Here is an 18,105-nt window from a genome sequence, read left to right as displayed (position 1 = left end):
GACCTTGCTGACCTTGCTGACCTTGCTGACCTTGCTGACCTTGCTGACCTTGCTGACCTTGCTGGTCTTGTTCGTTTTGGTCTTTGGACTCAGAATCGTCTTGCTGTTGCTGTTGCTGTTGCTGTTGCTGTTGCTGTTGCTGTTGCTTCCGAGCCTGTTCGACAATCTCTAGATTCTTCTTCGCGTAAGCATGTTCTGGGTTACTTTCGAGAATACGTTGATACTCTTTTATCGCTTGGTCGTACTTGCTTTGCTTTGCTTGTGCATTGGCGAGGTTGTAGCGAGCATCTTCGCCAGAAAGACCTTGTAGCGTCTGTTCGGCCGCTTCGAAATCACCGGCTTTGTATTGCGCGATGCCTTTCCATTCTTGTTGTTCGAATTGTTCTGCGGCTTGTTGAAAGTCCTCATCTTGATACAACTGATAACCCACTTGGTCATCGGTTTTCCAAGGATTTGCAAACGCAGTATTCGGTTGGCTGAACGAGACAAGTACAGCTAGACCACACCAAATGACCCCTTTTCGAAATAGCCCAAGTGCAGGAAGTAACAGAAACGGCAATAACCAGAAACCGTTGTTCACTCTGGTGTTGAGTGAGTTATTGGTTTTAGTCACTTCTGATGTTGTCGCAACTCGGTCGAGGTAACTTGCGATGTGTTCAACGTCTGAGTTATCAAATTGAACTTCAGTGAACGTGCCACCAGAGCGACGAGTCAGGTCGCGCATATTTCCTACGTTGGTTTTCGCAACCACGGTTTGTCCTGAGTCGGTCTGTAACATCGAACCTGTAGGTAACGAGATCGGCGCGCCGCTTTCCGTACCTACAGCCAAGACTGATAACGTCCAATTACTACCAGAGAGTAGCGAGTCGATATCTTTCTTCTCTTGACCATCAATATCATCAGCAATCAGTACCAGATCGCCTTGATAGATATGAGCACGAGTCATCATCTCAATCGCAAGCTTAACTGCCGATGCTGCATTGCCGCCTTGGAAGGGCATGATATCTGGTGATAGGTTGGGTACGAGGTTCTTGATGGTGTTGATGTCAGACGTTAGCGGACTGATGGTGTAAGCATCTCCGGCGTATGCCACCATTCCCGTTAGGCCTTCTTTCCAGAGTGATAGTAGATCCAAAGCCTTGTATCGTGCCTGTGTTAAACGGTTCGGCTTAATATCAGTGGCATACATAGACATCGACATATCCATGATCACAACTCGCGCCTGTGTTTTTTCAAAGCTTGGCTGTTCATTTTTTTCAAAGCTTGGACCGGCCAATGCGATGACACCGACCAACCACCAAACACCGAAATAAGTGCTGCGGTTTTTCGAGGGCTTGCTCGATTCTGGAGCCAAATAACGGGCGATGTGTGACGCCAATAACCCTTGCTTGGATTGTCTCTTGCTAAGCCACCAAATAGCGGGCAGCACGGCAATAGCCAAGAACCAATATGGGTAGATAAAAGTAAAGTTAGACATTGTTTCTCCTAATGGCTAACAGCATAAATGCGAAGAACATTGCCGCAGACAGAGGCCAGACAAACCACTCTCGTTGTGGTCGCCAGATCTTAGTGGCATTCGTCACGGGCTCTAACTGGTTGATGGTGTCGTAAATCGTTGCCAGCTCTTTGCTGTCTCGCGCTCGGAAGTACTGACCGCCAGTGCGTTTGGCTATTTCCATTAGAGTACGTTCATCCAAGTCTTGAGCAGTATTGACCTTACGAGTCATGAAGAACTCTTTGACCATCATTTCACCCGCACCGACACCCACGGTGTAAATTGTGGCGTTGTATTTCTTTGCAATATCCGCCGCTTCTAGTGGATCTAATACGCCTGCGGTATTGCTGCCGTCACTGAGTAGAATCATCACACGCTGAGGGGCGTCACTGTCGACAAAGGTTTTGGTGGCAAGGCCGATACCATCACCAATCGCGGTTTGAGTACCAATCAGCTTTAACACAGCCTGATTGAGTTGTTGTGAAAGCGTGTCTCTATCTAACGTCAGTGGCGTCTGCAGATAGGCGTGATCAGCAAATAGCACCAATCCGACTCGGTCGCCTTTTCGTCGCTCAATAAAGTCACTCAATACATGTTTCACCGCAGATAAGCGATCGATGTATTCGCCATTGAACTGCATGTCTTCTTGGCTCATCGAGCCGGAGAGGTCGACAACCAACATCAAATCACGGTGTTTTGGCTGAAACTCAACTGGTTCACCGTACCAAACTGGGCGTGCCATGGCCGTTACCAATAAAAGCCAGATGATGACTGACAAGGCTTTGGGTAAGCGACTGCTCGGCGTTTTGGTATTGCTGTCCTCGGGCAAAAACGGAAGCCTTAGAGCATGGCTTGATTCTGATTTTGGTGAGAATAGGTAAATAAGGAGCGGCAGTGGTACTAGGATAAACATCCACCACCAAACAAACTCCACATCGAGTAAACCCATATTTAGAAAATCATTCATAACGACCTCGCTTTGGAGGAAGGGCTTTACGAAGCCAGATTTCGCAGTCATTAACCAATTGCTGTTGAGCCTTTGTCTGTTCGTCGCTCATTAAGGTTGTATCTTGGTAAAGCGCTTGTTGCCATTGCGATTGTTTTGCGGCGAACAACGGCTTCGCCAATTGCGCATCTAAGAACGCCAACCAATCATCACCAGATAAGCCTGCCACTTTTTCGCGTGGGAAATAGCTTAGTGCTGCCTGACGAACGATGTCTTGAGCTGCACTCGGAGACAAGGTATTTGAAGGCTGACTATCACGAAAGCAAGCAAGTGCTTCGTTCTTCGCGTATTGGTTCTTTTGTCTTTTGTTTACAATGAAAAATACTAAGGCGATCAGAACAATGGCTGTGATAATGATTAACCACCAACCCCATGCCAAAGGCCACCATGACGGTGCGCTTGGCGTAATAATAGGGCTCAAGTCGAGAGGTTGATTCATGACTGAACTCCTGATACTTGGCTCATTAACGATTGCGCACAAGACAATGAACTGTATGGGATCGCCAAAGAAAGGCTCATTTGCATAAGCTGTTGTTGCTTCTGATCAAATGCGTGACTGAGCTTTTCCTTTTCCTTGCTTGATGAAAAGTTAAACCATTGCGTTTTATTGCCGTCGGTGATCTGTTTTGAACCTTTGAAAGCAGTGACACCTTGTTCTAATGGATCGTAAAAATGCACCAAGCGAACCCGATTATGTCGACGTATTTGATTGATAAGTGAGTAATTACTTTCGCTATAACGAACAAAATCACTGAGCATAATGATATCGCTGCCTTTCGGGCAAAGCTGATGAAGAGACTTCAGCCCATGCTCTAAGGTTGTGTTGCTGTGATTGTTTGGGTTAGTCAGCGCTGCGTTATTGATTTCTATGACTTTTTGTAAAATACGCAGCGGAGCGTGGTTGCTAGCACTGGGTTTAATCTCAATGATCTCTTGGCCAGTATCGATCACTGCACCAATACGGTCTTTTTGAGCGACGGTTAACCAGCAAAGTTGGCTGGCAAAGTGTGCGAGTTGAACCGATTTAAGCAACAAGGTTGAGCCGAAAATCATACTGCTCGACAGATCTAAGAACAAAATCACAGGCTGTTCTCTTTCTTCAGAAAACAGTTTGGTGTGCGCCTTGCCTGTTCTCGCCGTGACGCGCCAATCAATGCTGCGGATATCGTCGCCCGCCTGATATTGACGAACCTCAGAGAAATTCATCCCGCGACCTTTACGATTGCTTTCGTGCTGGCCGTTAAGTTGCGACCACAGGCTCTTGGCTGGAGGCAACCAGCGAACAGACTGCGCTTTGTATTGCAGCAGTTCGTCCAGGTTTAACGTGACGCCGTCACTATGGTTGGGTAATTGATTCTTCATGCGCGTATCCCTATGCGCTACCAACCAACGAGAAAAGGTGTGCGATCACTTGGTTTGCAGTGACCCCTTCGGCTTGTGCGTGGTAGCTACGAAGCAGGCGGTGACGCAGTACAGGGAATGCCATCGCTTGAACATCTTGTGGAGTGACGTAATCTCGTCCTGCAAGCCAAGCGTGAGCGCGGGCACAACGGTCTAACGCGATGGTTGCACGCGGGCTAACACCCATGTCTAACCATTGATCAAGCTGGTCGCTGTATTGCTTAGGTTGGCGCGTCGCCATTACCAATCTGATGATGTACTGCTCAATGGTGTCTGCCATGTGAATGTTGAGCACTTCTTGGCGAGCTTCGAAGATAGTTTGTTGAGAAATAGGCTCTGGTTGAACTGGTTGATTGCCTTGAGCTTCGCCTCTGTTTAAGCGCAAAATCTCCAGCTCACTTTCCATGTCTGGATAAGCCACTTCTAAATGCAGCAAGAAACGGTCTAATTGAGCTTCTGGTAGCGGGTAAGTGCCTTCTTGCTCAATTGGGTTTTGCGTTGCCATTACCAAAAACAAATCGGGTAAGGCATAGGTTTTTCGTCCCGCCGTCACCTGCTTCTCAGCCATCGCTTCTAGCATTGCGGCTTGCACTTTCGCCGGAGCACGGTTGATCTCATCCGCCAGAATAAGCGAGTTGAAAATCGGGCCCGATTGGAAGGTGAATTCTCCCGTTTCTGGACGAAATATATCGGTACCCGTTAAATCAGCAGGTAACAAATCTGGCGTGAATTGAATGCGGTGGAAGTCTCCCTCGACACAGTCAGCCAATGATTTTACTGCGCGAGTTTTTGCTAGCCCGGGAGGCCCTTCAACGAGGATATGACCATCGGCCAAAAGGGCTATCATCAGCTGCTTAACAAGCTCTTTTTGACCAATGATTTGAGACTCTAAATAGTTTTGAAGGACTTCGAAATTTGTTTTGTGCATTTTGGACTCTCTGGGTATCCATTTGATTTTTATTTTGAGTATTGGTCACTGATTACTAGGAAAAAGTTCCAGTACGTTTGTGGAATTTATTTTTTCAAAATTGGAATTATTTACAAGCGGTTAACGAGAAAAAACCACTGAGCCATGGTTTGTACCATATCAATTGTTTTTTATATATCAAAGCTTCAGAGGTCTGTCGTTAAGTGAGCTTCGTAGAACCTTATTATCCAGATAATTAAAATGAATGGTTACGTTTCACTGCATTAGTCTTGCTGATAGTTTTTTCTATAGAAGAATGATTGCTTTGTTTCACCATGCTTACAAATTTTTGCGAAATACCTCTCTAGTTTGATGGGGTTTAGCCGATATATGGTGGAGAGAGTGCACTACTGGTTTAAGTGCACCAAAAAAATCCTGTTCAGGATATATAAATAACGAGCGATTCTTTTTAAAGGTCCAAATATGTTGAAAACTAACTCTCTGAGTATTAAACAAAAAGTTGTACTTGGAATTACCTTCGCAGTTCTTGCATCAACGGTGATTGTCGGTGCGATGGCACAAAAGCAAGCAAGAGATGTTTTGAGTCATCGATTAGTCGATATTGAGCTTCCGGGAATGTTAGAGCGAATTAATGGTGAAATTGACCGTGAAGTCTCTCAGCTATTGTTAGCTGCAGAACAAATTGCTTCGAATGAATTCATTTCTGACGCTATCGAATCGACCGATCGTGATGCCGTCTTAGAGAACAAGCTAGTAAAGCAATTGAACAATGTTCGTAACCAATACCAGCTAAATGATGCCTCGGTAGCAAACCGTCAAACGGCCTACTACTGGAACCAAGATGGCTTCTTGCGTCAACTCAATCAACAGCAAGATGGTTGGTTCTTTGGCTTTACGCAATCTGGCCAGCAGACAATGGTCAGTATGTTCCAAGAAGCGACAGGTGAAGTGAAAATGTTCGCTAACTACCAACAACCTTCTGGTTTAGCGATGTCTGGCTTATCGAAATCGATGGGTGACATGGTAAGTCTACTCAATAGTTTTAAGATCGAAGATACCGGTTTTGTTTTCTTAACGAATAGCCAAGGTGATGTTCAAATTCATCGCGAACGTTCGCTTAGTGATTCATCACTTCAACAACTTTACGGTCCTCAATCTAGTCAGTTGTTAAGCAAGTCAGGATTTAACCTGATTACAACGGAACATAAAGGACAAGAGTTGTTTGTCGCGAGTTTGTATGTGCCGTCAATGGATTGGTTCGTTGTTGGTGAAGTTCCGACGAGCGAAGTTTTTGCTGAGCTTGATGCAACGGCTAAACAGATGCTGATCATGACCGCTGTTGTAGCGTTAATCTTTATTCTGATGGGCGTAGTGCTAGCAAACAGTATTACTCAACCGATTAAACTTTTGGCTAAGCGATTCGGTGACCTTGGCGAAGGTGACGGTGACCTTGCTCAGCGTATCGAAGTGAAAGGCAACGATGAAATTGCACAGCTTTCAAAGGGCTTTAATGGATTCATCGAAAAGATTCACGAGTCGATGAAAGAGGTGTTTTCTACAAGCCAAGCACTTCAAGTCGCCGCTGAGAGTGTTTCTAATAAAGCACACATCACCCACGACAATAGCCAAGAACAACGAGATCAAACTCTTCAGGTAGTTGCAGCCATTAACCAGATGGGCATGACAATCAGCGAGATTGCATCGAATGCGGCAACGGCTGCGGAAACGGCAACACAGGCTTCAGGCAATACTGAAGTAGGCCGATCTGTGGTAAACAAAGCAAAAGACGCGATCAGCCGTTTAGCGCAAGACATCGAAAGTACAGGTCAAGTGGTAGAGCAGTTAGCTTCAACGACTCAAGACATTGGCTCTATTTTGGGTGTAATTCGTGACATCTCTGAACAAACCAACCTACTAGCTCTGAACGCTGCTATTGAAGCTGCGCGTGCGGGTGAACAAGGTCGCGGCTTTGCCGTTGTAGCCGATGAGGTTCGTAACCTAGCAAGCCGTACCGCAGATTCTACTGAAGAGATTCAGAAGATGATCAACCAACTGCAAAGTGATGCTAAAGATGCCGTAACGGCGATGAGTGCAGGCAAAATGATTACACTTGAAGGCGTATCGGCGTCGGATGAAGCGGTGGACGTACTGGGTGGTATTTCAGACCGTATCGTTGATATCACTGATCGTAACACTCAAGTGGCAACGGCAACGGAAGAGCAATCAACCGTAGTTCATACCATCAACCAGAATATTGAAGAAATCAACGCGATTAACGAAGTGACGACTGGAACCGCAGAGCAGCTTGCTGAAGCGAGCCAAGAACTTCAACAGCTTTCTTCTCGTCTAGATAAGATGGTTGGCTCGTTTAAGCTTTAATAGCGGATAAACTTGCAACACTTACATTGGAGCCGGATTCATTTCACGTGAACCCGGCTTTTTACGTTGAACGTCGCCATTCAGACCGCAGTTCTGCATTTAAGCTGATGTTCACTTGATCTGGTTTCGGGCTTTGCACCTAATCGCCCTAGCATCATAGAGCGTAAATGAGTAAAATCTCGCTAGGTTTAATATTTAGGTAAGTATCATGAGCGATTTTGAAAAAGAACTAGAGCAGATGACTCAAGAGATGGGCGATGAGCCTGAAGTGAAACTTCCATCACTTGAAGAGCAAAAAGCGATCGTTGCTGAATTTAAGCGACTAGAAGCGGAAGGCAAACTGACACCTGAAGTGTTAGAACAGCATTTTGGCCAGTTCAATAAAACAAGTGATACGCCAATTCACTAAGTTATTTACTACGATTGGTATTAAAGTTGAGCAAGCCTATATCTTTATCGTTTAGATAGGGTGGCTTTTAGCTCCAACAGATAAAGGTCTAGCATTCGCTAGGCCTTTTTTGTTTTTATACTGAACAGACAACAGACAACAGACAACAGACAACAGACAACAGACAAAGCGCGATCTATTTAATGAAAGTAAAACTCGTTGTCAGAAAATGAGAAATCCCCCTTACAAGGTAAGAGGGATTCGATATGGGCAAGTTATATCCTAAAAAGACGAACCGATTAGTCGGTGCCGTACTCTTTGTACAAGCGACGACATGCTCTACCATCGCTATGGAACAAGTGACAACGGTGTGCAGGAATACCAATCGCTAGCTTGTCACCAGACTCAATCGTCAACGTGTCTGGCTGGCGATAGATAACGTCAGCATCGGCACTGTCGAGGTTTAGGTAAACTTGTGTTTCGTTACCGAGCTTCTCGACCATCAACACATCAGCTTCAATCGTCGCATCACCTGTTTCAGCAGACAATAAGTGCTCAGGACGAACACCTAGAGACATACGGTCACCAGCGTTGACAGTCGTGCCATCAACTGGGATCCAGAAAGTCATACCGTTTGAAAGTTGTACCAATACGCGTTCTGCTTCAGCTTGTTCGATGTGAACCGACATAAAGTTCATTTTTGGTGAGCCAATAAAGCCAGCAACGAAACGGTTTTGAGGATAGTGGTAAAGATCAAGAGGTTTACCCACTTGAGAAACAAAACCACCATCAAGCACAACGATTTTATCCGCCATTGTCATCGCTTCAACTTGGTCGTGTGTTACATAAATCATGGTACAGCCCAGTTGACGCTGTAGCTTAGTGATTTGTGAACGCATTTGAACACGCAGTGCTGCATCCAGGTTAGATAGAGGTTCATCAAGTAGGAATACGTTTGGTTGAGAAACCAGAGTACGACCGATCGCAACACGTTGACGTTGACCACCAGACAATGCTTTAGGTTGACGTTCAAGAAGGTGACCAAGCTGAAGGATTTCTGCAGCATGTTCTACACGCTTGTCAATTTCAGCTTTATCGGCGTTTGCCAGTTTAAGACCAAAAGACATGTTGTCGTAGAGATTTAGGTGCGGGTAGAGCGCGTAAGATTGGAATACCATACCCACACCACGTTTTGATGGCTCAACATCGTTCATGCGTTGATCACCAATGTACAAATCACCAGACGTAATATCTTCTAGACCCGCGATACAGCGTAATAGCGTCGATTTACCACAACCTGATGGTCCAACGAATACTACGAACTCACCTTCGTTGATGTCTAAGGTTACGTCCTTAGAAATCTGTACATCACCATATGATTTATAAACGTTTTTTAACGTGACACTCGCCATCTAGCTTGTCCTCGATCGATCAAATTTTAAGTTTTACTGCTTATCATTATAAGGAATTTTTGGGTCAGCAGTAACTGTAGGAATTGGTAAGTATTGAGTGAGTAAGAAAAAAGTGGGTGGGACTTGGATTCTTTAACCAAGCCCACCCGTCATAGCCAAACTGGTGCCTATTTCCCCCACATCCAGCTAAATCTCCCCCGTGATTCAATCACAGATTTAGCTCGATGCTTAATAAAGACAACAGCGGGCAGTGAAGCCAACTAAATGAAGAATGCGTCAACGCATAACATTCGCTGGTAAAGGGTTCTTACTATCCACTCTTGGATGAATGCAGTTTCGGTGAATTCGCGTAATGGTACATCCTCCCAATAGAAAATTAACTAGGGGGAGTAGGAGGGGAGGAGTAGATAAAGGGGGTTATCTATAACTGGCGATCCAGTTCAAATAAATCCACCGCATAACGGTGATGTGGATCACGATGAGTATCTACTTTGTGACTTCGCTCGCCAATCTTACCGGATGACGATCACGAAATTAGGCCATAATAGCTAGGGCGTAGTGGCTAGGATGATGAGCTGTCATTGATTTTCTCAGATCATAGCCTCCGAAAACTGGCTCGTCTTAATTGAATGCGCCCTACGTATAAATATAAAAAGGATATTGACATGAAAAACGCTCTAAGCGCTGTAGCTCTAGGCACAATCGTTGCTCTGGGTTCTTTTGGTGCAAACGCTGCTATCGAAGAAGGTCAACTAACTATTTGGGTTGGTGGCGACAAAGCTTATGAAGGAATGGCTGAAGTAGGTAAACGCTTTGAAGAAGATACTGGTGTTAAAGTAACCGTCGCTTTCCCTGACAAACTAGAAGAGAAATTCTCTCAGGTTGCAGCAGCTGGCGATGGCCCAGACATGATTTTCTACGCACACGACCGTTTTGGTGGTTTTGCAGAAGCCGGTCTTCTTGTTGATATCAAACCTTCTAAAGAAACTAAAGAAGGTATCGTAGACTTCGCATGGGATGCTGTTTCTTACGACGGTAAAACAATCGCTTACCCAGTTGCAGTTGAGTCAGTTTCTCTTATCTACAACAAAGCACTTGTCCCTAACCCACCTAAGTCTTGGGAAGAGATCCCTGCACTAAACGCTAAGCTTCAAAAAGATGGCAAGAAAGCAATCATGTGGCCTCTACGTGGTGGCGCTTACTTCACATGGCCTCTACTTGCAGCTGACGGCGGTTACGCGTTCAAGCAAACAGCGGAAGGTTACGACATTAAAGATGCAGGCGTAGCGACTGACGGTGTTCAGAAGTCTCTAGGTTTCATTGAGAAGATGGTAAAAGACAAAGTTATTTCTGCGGATATGGATTACTCAGTTGCTGAGTCTGAATTCGTAGCGGGTAACGTTGCAATGACAATTAACGGTCCTTGGGGCTGGGCAAACATCGAGAAAGCTGGCGTAGATTACGGCGTAGCAACATTGCCTAAGTTCAACGGTAAAGCGTCTAAGCCATTCGTTGGTGTATGGGCTGGTGGTATCAGCACCGCTTCTCCAAACCGTGATCTAGCCGTTGAGTTTATGGAAAACTACCTACTAACTGATGAAGGTATGAAGAGCTTGAACGACGACAAGCCACTAGGCGCTGTTGCTCTTAACTCTTTCCAACGTCAACTAGACAGCGACACTCGTATTGCAGCAACAATGGATAACGCGATGAACGGCGAAATCATGCCTAACATCCCTCAGTTCACAACATTCTGGTACAGCATGGAAGAAGCTATTGGCAACGTAGTTGATAGCCGTCAATCAGTAGAGCAAGCACTAAAAGGTGCTGAAGCTCGAATGACTAAGTAACAACCAAGCACTACCTTTTAAGGAGGGGGCAACCTCTCCTTACTTTTCTATTTTTATATCTCGTTAGCAGGTTCCTCTATGCAGTCAGTTCAAGGTTCAGATGCGATCCCGGCACCATCAAGCCTTCCAGGCAGTAAAAGCGTCTTCATCAAATGGGGGTTGCTTGGTAGTGTTGGCTTAATTAATGGCTACGCTACAATTTTAATGTATTCTCGCGGTGAGCTCGCATTTGCGCTGCTTACTGTGATTTTAACGGCTTTGGCTCTTTACATTTTTGGTAGTAAGAAAACTTACGCCCACCGTTATATTTACCCCGGTATTGCCGGAATGATCTTATTCATTCTTTTCCCACTGGCATATACCGTAGGGCTTGCGTTTACTAACTACAGCGCAAAAAACCAGCTCTCTCTAGAGCGTACTCAAACCGTTCTTTTAGACCGTTCATTCCAAAGCGGTGAAAGCTACCCATTCACTTTGTACAAAACAGATAACGGTCACCAGATCGTTGTGAAAGATGGCGACCAGCTGTTAGCAACTGATGTATTTTCTCTGGAAGGCATGACATCAACAGAGATGGACCTATCTGCAATTGACTCTGTACAAGGTGAAAAAGAGAAGATCAAAGCGATCATCCAAAATCGCTCTGTGATCAGTGGTGTCGATTTCCATATGCCAAATGGTGATGACATCCGCATGAGCGGCTTACGTAAATTTGCTGCCGTTGCACCGCTTTACACTCTTCAAGATGACGGGGAAACGTTATACAACAATGAATCTGGTGAAATATTGAAACCAAACATGGAAGTGGGTTTCTACCAACCGGTTGACGAGAAAGGTGAGTTTATCGGTAACACCATTTCTCCAGGATTTGTTGTAGACATTGGTACAGCCAACTTTGAACGTGTTTGGAAAGATGACGGCATCAAAGAACCGTTTATCAGTATCTTTATTTGGACGGTTGTATTCTCCATTTGTACGGTAGCCTTCACACTTGCAATTGGTTTGGTTCTGGCAAACGTTGTGCAGTGGGAAGAGCTGAAAGGCCGTGCTGTGTATCGTGTTCTACTAATTTTGCCTTACGCCGTACCAGCATTTATCTCGATTCTTATCTTTAAGGGCCTATTCAACCAGAGCTTTGGTGAGATTAACATGGTGCTTGAGAGTATCTTTGGTTTAAGCCCAAACTGGTTCTCCGACCCGATCTTAGCGAAAACCATGGTGTTGATTGTTAACACTTGGCTAGGCTTCCCTTACATGATGATTCTATGTATGGGTCTACTAAAAGCGATTCCTGAAGATTTGTACGAAGCGTCAGCAATCGATGGTGCTAACTTCCTTGATAACTTCAAGCGAATCACTTTTCCATTGATGATAAAACCGTTAACACCGCTATTGATTGCAGCGTTTGCCTTTAACTTCAATAACTTTGTCATGATTCAACTATTGACGAACGGTGGCCCGAACATGATTGGTACTTCTGAGCCAGCGGGTTACACAGACTTGCTTGTAAGCTACACGTACCGAATTGCATTCGAAGGCGGTGGTGGTCAAGACTTTGGTCTAGCAAGTGCAATCGCAACGCTTATCTTCCTATTGGTTGGTGCCCTAGCGTTACTAAACCTTCGTTTCACTAAATTGACTCAAGATTAAGGAGCACGACAATGGCTATGGTACAAGGTAAGAGCCTTAAATACCGAGTATGGGCAACGCATATTGCGCTGTGGTGCTTCTTAGCGCTAATTATTTTCCCACTACTGATGATTATTGCTATCTCATTCCGCGAAGGTAACTTTGCAACCGGTAGCTTGATTCCAGACAACCCATCTTTGGAACACTGGAAATTGGCTCTGGGTATGTCAGTGACGAATGCTGATGGCTCAGTTACTCCGCCTCCATTCCCAGTACTGACTTGGCTGTGGAACTCAATAAAAGTAGCGGGTATTACGTCAATTCTTATTGTTACACTGTCGACAACATCGGCTTACGCATTTGCTCGTATGCGCTTTAAAGGTAAAGAAACTATCCTGAAAGCGATGATGATTTTTCAAATGTTCCCTGCGGTATTGGCTCTAGTGGCTATCTACGCACTGTTCGACAAATTAGGGCAATACATCCCATTCTTAGGCTTGAATACGCATGGCGGTCTGATCTTCTCGTACTTGGGCGGTATTGCATTACACGTTTGGACGATTAAGGGCTACTTTGAGACGATTGATAACTCTTTGGAAGAAGCTGCAGCATTAGATGGCGCAACACCTTGGCAAGCGTTCAGATTGGTTCTATTACCACTGTCAGTACCCATCCTAGCGGTTGTATTCATTTTATCTTTCATTGGTGTTGTTGGTGAGGTACCAGTTGCTTCCATCCTATTATCGGACGTGAACTCTTACACGCTAGCGGTAGGTATGCAGCAGTACCTATATCCTCAGAACTACTTATGGGGCGACTTTGCGGCAGCAGCGGTACTTTCCGCACTTCCGATTACTATCGTGTTCTTACTGGCTCAGCGTTGGTTAGTTGGCGGTTTGACGTCGGGTGGTGTAAAAGGATAAGCTGTCCTTATAAGAAAGACAAAAGAGCGACCGTTAGGTCGCTCTATATTGGCATTTTTATTACATCATTTGGTTTGGCCGCCGATCAGTAATAAAAATAACCCTCAGGTTACGCATAGCTGGCTACTAATCAGGTTCCTTACGCTATTAATGATTAGTGGTTTTTGTAACTCTAACCCAGGTACTTACTTGGGTTTTTTTATGCCCGCTACTTTTATCTCTATCTCTATCTCTATCTCTATCTCTATCTCTATCTCTATCTCTATCTCTATCTCAGTCTTTTTGGTTTCTTTCAGTCATTAAATACTGAAGTACCTCTTTCCTGGATTTTTCCGGTTTCATCTCTCTAATTGAAGACATCAACGAGTCTCACAAATCAGACACTCAGTATAGGGGGCCACAGCTCTATTGATATATGTGTAATATTTCCATGCGTGATACTTCAATAATTTGCATGCAACGGATCGGTCTATTACACAGAAAGTGCCTATAAAGGCAGGCTCGTGTTAATTTTTTGTGGTGGGTATTCTCGGTAGTTATTGATTTAGTGGTAAATATTTCAAAAAGGGAAGGGAAAAAGGAAGAGGTGATGTGAGACTAGAACTCTTTGCTAGAAGGTGCGCAACCTAAATGCTGAAGTAAAACATAGATGCTGTCTTGATAAAGAGCTACGCGACGAAACAGATCCGCAAACGTCTGATCACCGCCAAAACAAGCTTGGATATAGTGGTTAATTTCATTCGTGTCGTAGCCTTCGACGTACAAACTTCTAACCCATTGATACTCAACTGCCTTCAAGTTCGTCAGTGTAGATTCGCAAAGGGTGGGAAATGTTGTGCTCAAAAGTGGCTCCAAGAAATTTAAATACATCCATTATGATTGGCGGTATTTAAACAGAGCAAAATGACGACTTTATTACAGTCAAAATAAATCCGTGAACAAGTATCGGATCATTTTAACTTTTGACTGGGTATCACGCTTTATAGTCAGCATTAGGTGTGTAACGGATTTACTTGGGTATAGAGAGGGAATTGAAAATGCCAAGCAAGTACTGCCTGGCATCGTAATAAGGTTTTGTAGGGTAGATCTGTTAGTGGCGCCTATTTAAGATACTTTACGTGTGCTTCCATCTCTTCACCGATCTGTTTTCGCATGTTCATTAGACGAATAGCAGAATCTCTTAATTCGATGTCTTCTGATGTTTCTGGTACCCATTCTGGCACTTTAGTCGGGTTACCATTTTCATCAACAGCGACCATAATAACGATACAGTGAGTCGTTAGGCGGTTGTTGAGTTCTTTTGGGTCGCTGGCTTGAACATCGATAGCGATGTGCATAGAAGATGACCCTGTATAAATGACCTTCGCACTTACTTCAACAAGGTTACCCACATGGATTGGAGCAACGAATCGAATACCACCAGCGTAAGCGGTAATACAGTACTTACCACTCCATCCAGCAGAACAAGCGTAAGCCGCTAAATCGACCCATTTCATTACGGCACCACCATGAACTTTACCACCAAAGTTCACATCCCCGGGTTCAGCTAAAAAACGCAGAGTAACGTCTCGTTTACCATCTTGTCGGCTATTGTGACTGCTCATCTATCTTCCTTCATTATTATTGTTCTGAATAACATGCTCGTTACTTGCTAATAACAATATACTTAAGATGACATAAATTAAAGCGGATAATCTCACGAACAAGACTATTTTTTCAAACAGATGGCGAGTTGATGACTATTGATGTTTAAAGGAGGTGGATGTGACTCTCCAACAGAGGAGTACTCTATCGAGCAAGTTGGCGGAAGGGTGGATTGCAAAAAAAAAACACCTAGCGGAATGCTAGGTGTTTCTAAGCCGTGTGGTACTCATATCGGTACCTTTTTGAGTTAGCCAACTAACCGTCGCTTATCTGGTTTAGTTAAAGTGATGGTATCTTAATTAATCCCAAAACGATAGTTAGGTTTGTTTTCTTATCAGCTCACTTTCTGTTCTGAAAAGTATAGAACCTTCGCGTAGATATTTCCTTTCGTATTATTGCTAGAAAACTCGTTTAATACATTTTGCAATAATAATCTGTATTTGTCGGTAAATTAAGGTATTAAAGCTAAATTTATATCGATTTTAAAGTATTCACTTTTGTATAAACCAAAGTGACTAGACGGTTCTTTCGTTGCCATAATCTTTCTAAATGGCTCATGGCGACCTGGGTTACATGAGCCGTGTGAACATAGGAGAGCGATTAGAGCAACAGTTACCTGCTTTCTGGAGAGTTATTCTAACGCTTTGAACACTTAAACCGTACTTAGTGCATTAAATGGAAGTTGGCGAGATATTGCAATAGCAAACACCATTATTAAGCGTACTTAAAAGCTTCATGAACGAAAAATAAAATCAGAGAGCATGAATCGAGAAATTGAAAATAAGCAAAAGTACCTGCTAACGAGGCAGGTATTGAGTGGAAAATGGAATGGGCATTGTCGCAGGTTAAGCGGGGTTAGTTTTGCTGAGGTAAGGGAGCCTCAAGCCTTGGCTTTCTTTTGATTTGCGTGAGGATGACGCCTGAAATCACCATCACACCACCAATGATGTGGAACTGGCTAATCTTTTCACCCAGCCAGGTGGAAGCCAATACAATCGCGATAACTGGCATCAGATTCATAAACATCGCGCTTGAATCCGCGCCAATCGTGTCAATCGCTTTCACCCACATCCAAGGCGCTAAAATCGAAGCGGCCACCGCGGCGTAAGCTATCAATGGGAGCGCTTGTTGCGGTGGTAAAAGCTGTTCGCTGGTAAGCCAAAGTGGCGTAAGCATCGCGACAGCAAACAGACCCTGAATGTAAATCACCACCCAGCTACTGATTGGCATTTTCCAGCGTTTCAATAACACACAGTAAGAAGCATAAACAAAGGCCGCAATTAACATATAGCCATCGCCTTGAGTCAATTCTTGATGCATGAAGAATAACGGGTCGCCTTTACCTAACATCAGAGCTAAGCCTGACAGTGACAATACACCACCCACAATACTCAAACTAGAAATCGACTTGTGCAATAAAGGAACGCTTAGAAACACACTGATTAACGGGACTAAAGACGTGATCAATGCCATGTTAGAAGCGGTTGTGGTTAAGCCTGCGTAGTAACCTAGAGATTGGTTCAACACCATGCCTAAAAAGCCGAGGAACGCTAATTTAGATAAGTTTGGCTTAATGACAGCCCACTGTTTCATCACTGGGCGAATGCAGAAAGGCGTGAGAATTAACATCGCAAAAAACCAGCGGTAAAAACTCATCGCGCTAGGTTCTATGGTGCTTGCAGCAAGCTTGTTGACGATTGCATTGGCGGCCCAGATACAGACTGTAAAAAATGGTAAGAGATAATGCATGTGAATTCCGTCGCAAATGAGTTGATGCGGCTAGTTTGACAGGTCGTTATACTTACAAGTATCTTTAGAAAGACATCAGGCGCGATAGGAAGACAAGTTTGAAAAAACACTCCAGAAACCTTCATCCATCCTTATCAATTGATAAGGCACCATCCAACGTATTTATGAATTTTGAAGCGTTTCTTTCGAACACTGAAACCCGAGTTCATAGCCACTCATGGGGACAGGTTCAATTGATCAGTGGCGGTATATTAGAGATGGAAGCGGAAAGCACCCGATTTCTAGCGCCGCCACATTTAGCGATTTGGGTACCAGCCGGGGTGATGCATTGCAGTTATAACCGTAAGCCTTTGGACTACTGCTCGCTAAATATTGCTCCAGAACTCACGCAACATCTGCCAGATAAAACCAGCCTTATAAAGATCACGCCGATTGTGTCTTCTATTATCGATGACTTTCGCGAGCGTGGAATCAATGTTGCGGAAACAGAGCAAGATCAAAGGCTCGTTCAGGTACTGCTTGACCAACTTGCGCAGCGTGAGGTTGAACACCACTTCTTGCCTTCAACCGATAATAAGTATCTAGCGCCAATATTGGCTTCTGTTGAAGAGAACCCAACCGACGAAGTGACACTGAAAGATTGGGCTGAACGTGTCCACACCACGGAAAGAACCCTTTCTCGTCATTGCCAGACGGAGCTTGGTATGAGCTTTACCGAGTGGCGACTGCGAGTGCGCTACCTATACTCTATGGACTTGTTGAGAAACGGCCAATCGGTTAAAGAGGTCGCCCTTACATTGGGTTATAACCAAGCAAGTCCATTTATCACCATGTTCAAACGTTACGCGAACCAAACGCCAGAACAGTATAAGAACCGTTTGTTGTAGTTCGTTGTTGTTCCTAACAGAACGGATGTTTTCGCTAATTAGTGAGTAGAGAGAACATAAATGAATAGATACACCATAAGTGAATACGTGCAGTAGGAGATTATGGAATCGCACTCAACAGCCTGTATATTTCGCTCTGTTGTTCGGTGACATCCTCATAGTCTTGATTCAATAGAGCACTGTTGCTGCCGACCTTGAACAGTATGTACGTTTCTCCATCGACCTCGAACCAATTGAACGTTCCATGCTGGTTATACGTGGTCATTATTTTGTTTATCCTCATGAAATATACATCAGCAGCGCAAAACATGCAGACGTACATAAGCCAAAGAAAGACAAGAAAAACCACGAGCCTAATACTAATGCCGATCAGTTAAAGCCAAAGTGATCGGTTGAAGGATCCTTCCGAGCTGT

General features: G+C 44.4%; 16 protein-coding genes. 6 read left to right on the top strand and 10 right to left on the bottom strand.

Features of this window, described 5'->3' with window-relative positions; all coding sequences use genetic code 11:
- The 5 genes from ACED53_RS17430 to ACED53_RS17410 form a co-directional block, all read right to left on the bottom strand.
- The coding region (locus ACED53_RS17430; RefSeq protein ID WP_371715274.1) for a VWA domain-containing protein at window positions 1-1,477 on the bottom strand (1,477 nt) is incomplete at its 3' end.
- Window positions 1,470-2,462, bottom strand: coding sequence for a VWA domain-containing protein (locus ACED53_RS17425; RefSeq protein WP_029225498.1), 993 nt, complete (start codon window positions 2,460-2,462; stop codon window positions 1,470-1,472). The genes ACED53_RS17425 and ACED53_RS17430, both read right to left, overlap by 8 nt.
- Window positions 2,455-2,940, bottom strand: a complete 486-nt coding sequence (locus tag ACED53_RS17420) for a DUF4381 domain-containing protein (RefSeq protein WP_017101010.1) — start codon at window positions 2,938-2,940, stop codon at window positions 2,455-2,457. Before ACED53_RS17420 ends, ACED53_RS17425 begins: the two co-directional genes overlap by 8 nt.
- A complete protein-coding gene (locus ACED53_RS17415; protein WP_029223170.1) occupies window positions 2,937-3,863 on the bottom strand; it encodes a DUF58 domain-containing protein in 927 nt (308 codons plus the stop codon). The genes ACED53_RS17420 and ACED53_RS17415 overlap by 4 nt, the downstream gene beginning before the upstream one ends.
- A 10-nt stretch (window positions 3,864-3,873) precedes the next feature.
- Entirely contained in the window at window positions 3,874-4,830 is a 957-nt protein-coding gene (locus ACED53_RS17410) for a MoxR family ATPase (protein WP_017101011.1), read from the bottom strand.
- Window positions 4,831-5,292: 462 nt separating this feature from the next.
- On the opposite strand from ACED53_RS17410, the gene ACED53_RS17405 reads away from it, so the two are divergent.
- Window positions 5,293-7,209 (top strand): methyl-accepting chemotaxis protein, encoded by a 1,917-nt coding sequence (locus ACED53_RS17405; RefSeq protein WP_017101012.1) that lies wholly within the window; start codon window positions 5,293-5,295, stop codon window positions 7,207-7,209.
- A gap of 208 nt (window positions 7,210-7,417) precedes the next feature.
- Window positions 7,418-7,618 carry a chromosome segregation ATPase gene (locus tag ACED53_RS17400; protein ID WP_009845810.1) on the top strand — a complete coding sequence of 67 codons (201 nt, stop codon included), beginning with the start codon at window positions 7,418-7,420 and terminating at the stop codon, window positions 7,616-7,618.
- Window positions 7,619-7,896: 278 nt separating this feature from the next.
- Here the strand turns inward: ACED53_RS17400 and malK are convergent, their stop codons facing one another.
- A complete protein-coding gene (gene malK, locus ACED53_RS17395; protein ID WP_009845809.1) occupies window positions 7,897-9,009 on the bottom strand; it encodes a maltose/maltodextrin ABC transporter ATP-binding protein MalK in 1,113 nt (370 codons plus the stop codon).
- Between the two features lie 665 nt (window positions 9,010-9,674).
- Between malK and malE the strand changes: the two genes are divergently transcribed.
- The 3 genes from malE (at window position 9,675) to malG (ending at window position 13,411) form a co-directional block, all read left to right on the top strand.
- Window positions 9,675-10,859 carry a maltose/maltodextrin ABC transporter substrate-binding protein MalE gene (malE, locus tag ACED53_RS17390; RefSeq protein ID WP_009845808.1) on the top strand — a complete coding sequence of 395 codons (1,185 nt, stop codon included), beginning with the start codon at window positions 9,675-9,677 and terminating at the stop codon, window positions 10,857-10,859.
- 78 nt (window positions 10,860-10,937) lie between these two features.
- A complete protein-coding gene (malF, locus tag ACED53_RS17385) occupies window positions 10,938-12,509 on the top strand; it encodes a maltose ABC transporter permease MalF (protein WP_017101013.1) in 1,572 nt (523 codons plus the stop codon).
- Between the two features lie 11 nt (window positions 12,510-12,520).
- On the top strand, window positions 12,521-13,411 hold the full coding sequence (gene malG / locus ACED53_RS17380) for a maltose ABC transporter permease MalG (RefSeq protein ID WP_009845806.1): 891 nt from the start codon (window positions 12,521-12,523) through the stop codon (window positions 13,409-13,411).
- A 597-nt stretch (window positions 13,412-14,008) separates the two neighbouring features.
- Here the strand turns inward: malG and ACED53_RS17375 are convergent.
- From ACED53_RS17375 to ACED53_RS17365, 3 genes are all read right to left on the bottom strand, one after another.
- Window positions 14,009-14,281: a hypothetical protein gene (locus ACED53_RS17375; protein ID WP_012600205.1), complete on the bottom strand. Its 273-nt coding sequence runs from the start codon at window positions 14,279-14,281 to the stop codon at window positions 14,009-14,011.
- A gap of 230 nt (window positions 14,282-14,511) precedes the next feature.
- Window positions 14,512-15,015 carry an acyl-CoA thioesterase gene (locus tag ACED53_RS17370; protein ID WP_012600206.1) on the bottom strand — a complete coding sequence of 168 codons (504 nt, stop codon included), beginning with the start codon at window positions 15,013-15,015 and terminating at the stop codon, window positions 14,512-14,514.
- Between the two features lie 895 nt (window positions 15,016-15,910).
- Window positions 15,911-16,804: a DMT family transporter gene (locus ACED53_RS17365; RefSeq protein WP_017101014.1), complete on the bottom strand. Its 894-nt coding sequence runs from the start codon at window positions 16,802-16,804 to the stop codon at window positions 15,911-15,913.
- Between the two features lie 98 nt (window positions 16,805-16,902).
- On the opposite strand from ACED53_RS17365, the gene ACED53_RS17360 reads away from it, so the two are divergent.
- Window positions 16,903-17,691 (top strand): helix-turn-helix domain-containing protein, encoded by a 789-nt coding sequence (locus ACED53_RS17360; protein WP_017101015.1) that lies wholly within the window; start codon window positions 16,903-16,905, stop codon window positions 17,689-17,691.
- Between the two features lie 100 nt (window positions 17,692-17,791).
- Here ACED53_RS17360 and ACED53_RS17355 read toward each other — a convergent pair whose 3' ends face one another.
- On the bottom strand, window positions 17,792-17,956 hold the full coding sequence (locus tag ACED53_RS17355) for a hypothetical protein (protein ID WP_371692890.1): 165 nt from the start codon (window positions 17,954-17,956) through the stop codon (window positions 17,792-17,794).
- Between the last annotated feature and the right edge of the window lie 149 nt (window positions 17,957-18,105).

Source organism: Vibrio sp. 1F169, assembly GCF_041439605.1.
GTDB classification, from domain to species: Bacteria; Pseudomonadota; Gammaproteobacteria; order Enterobacterales; family Vibrionaceae; genus Vibrio; species Vibrio tasmaniensis_A.
The sequence above is the reverse complement of the archived record's forward strand: the minus strand, read 5'-3'. Positions and strand labels throughout refer to the sequence as shown.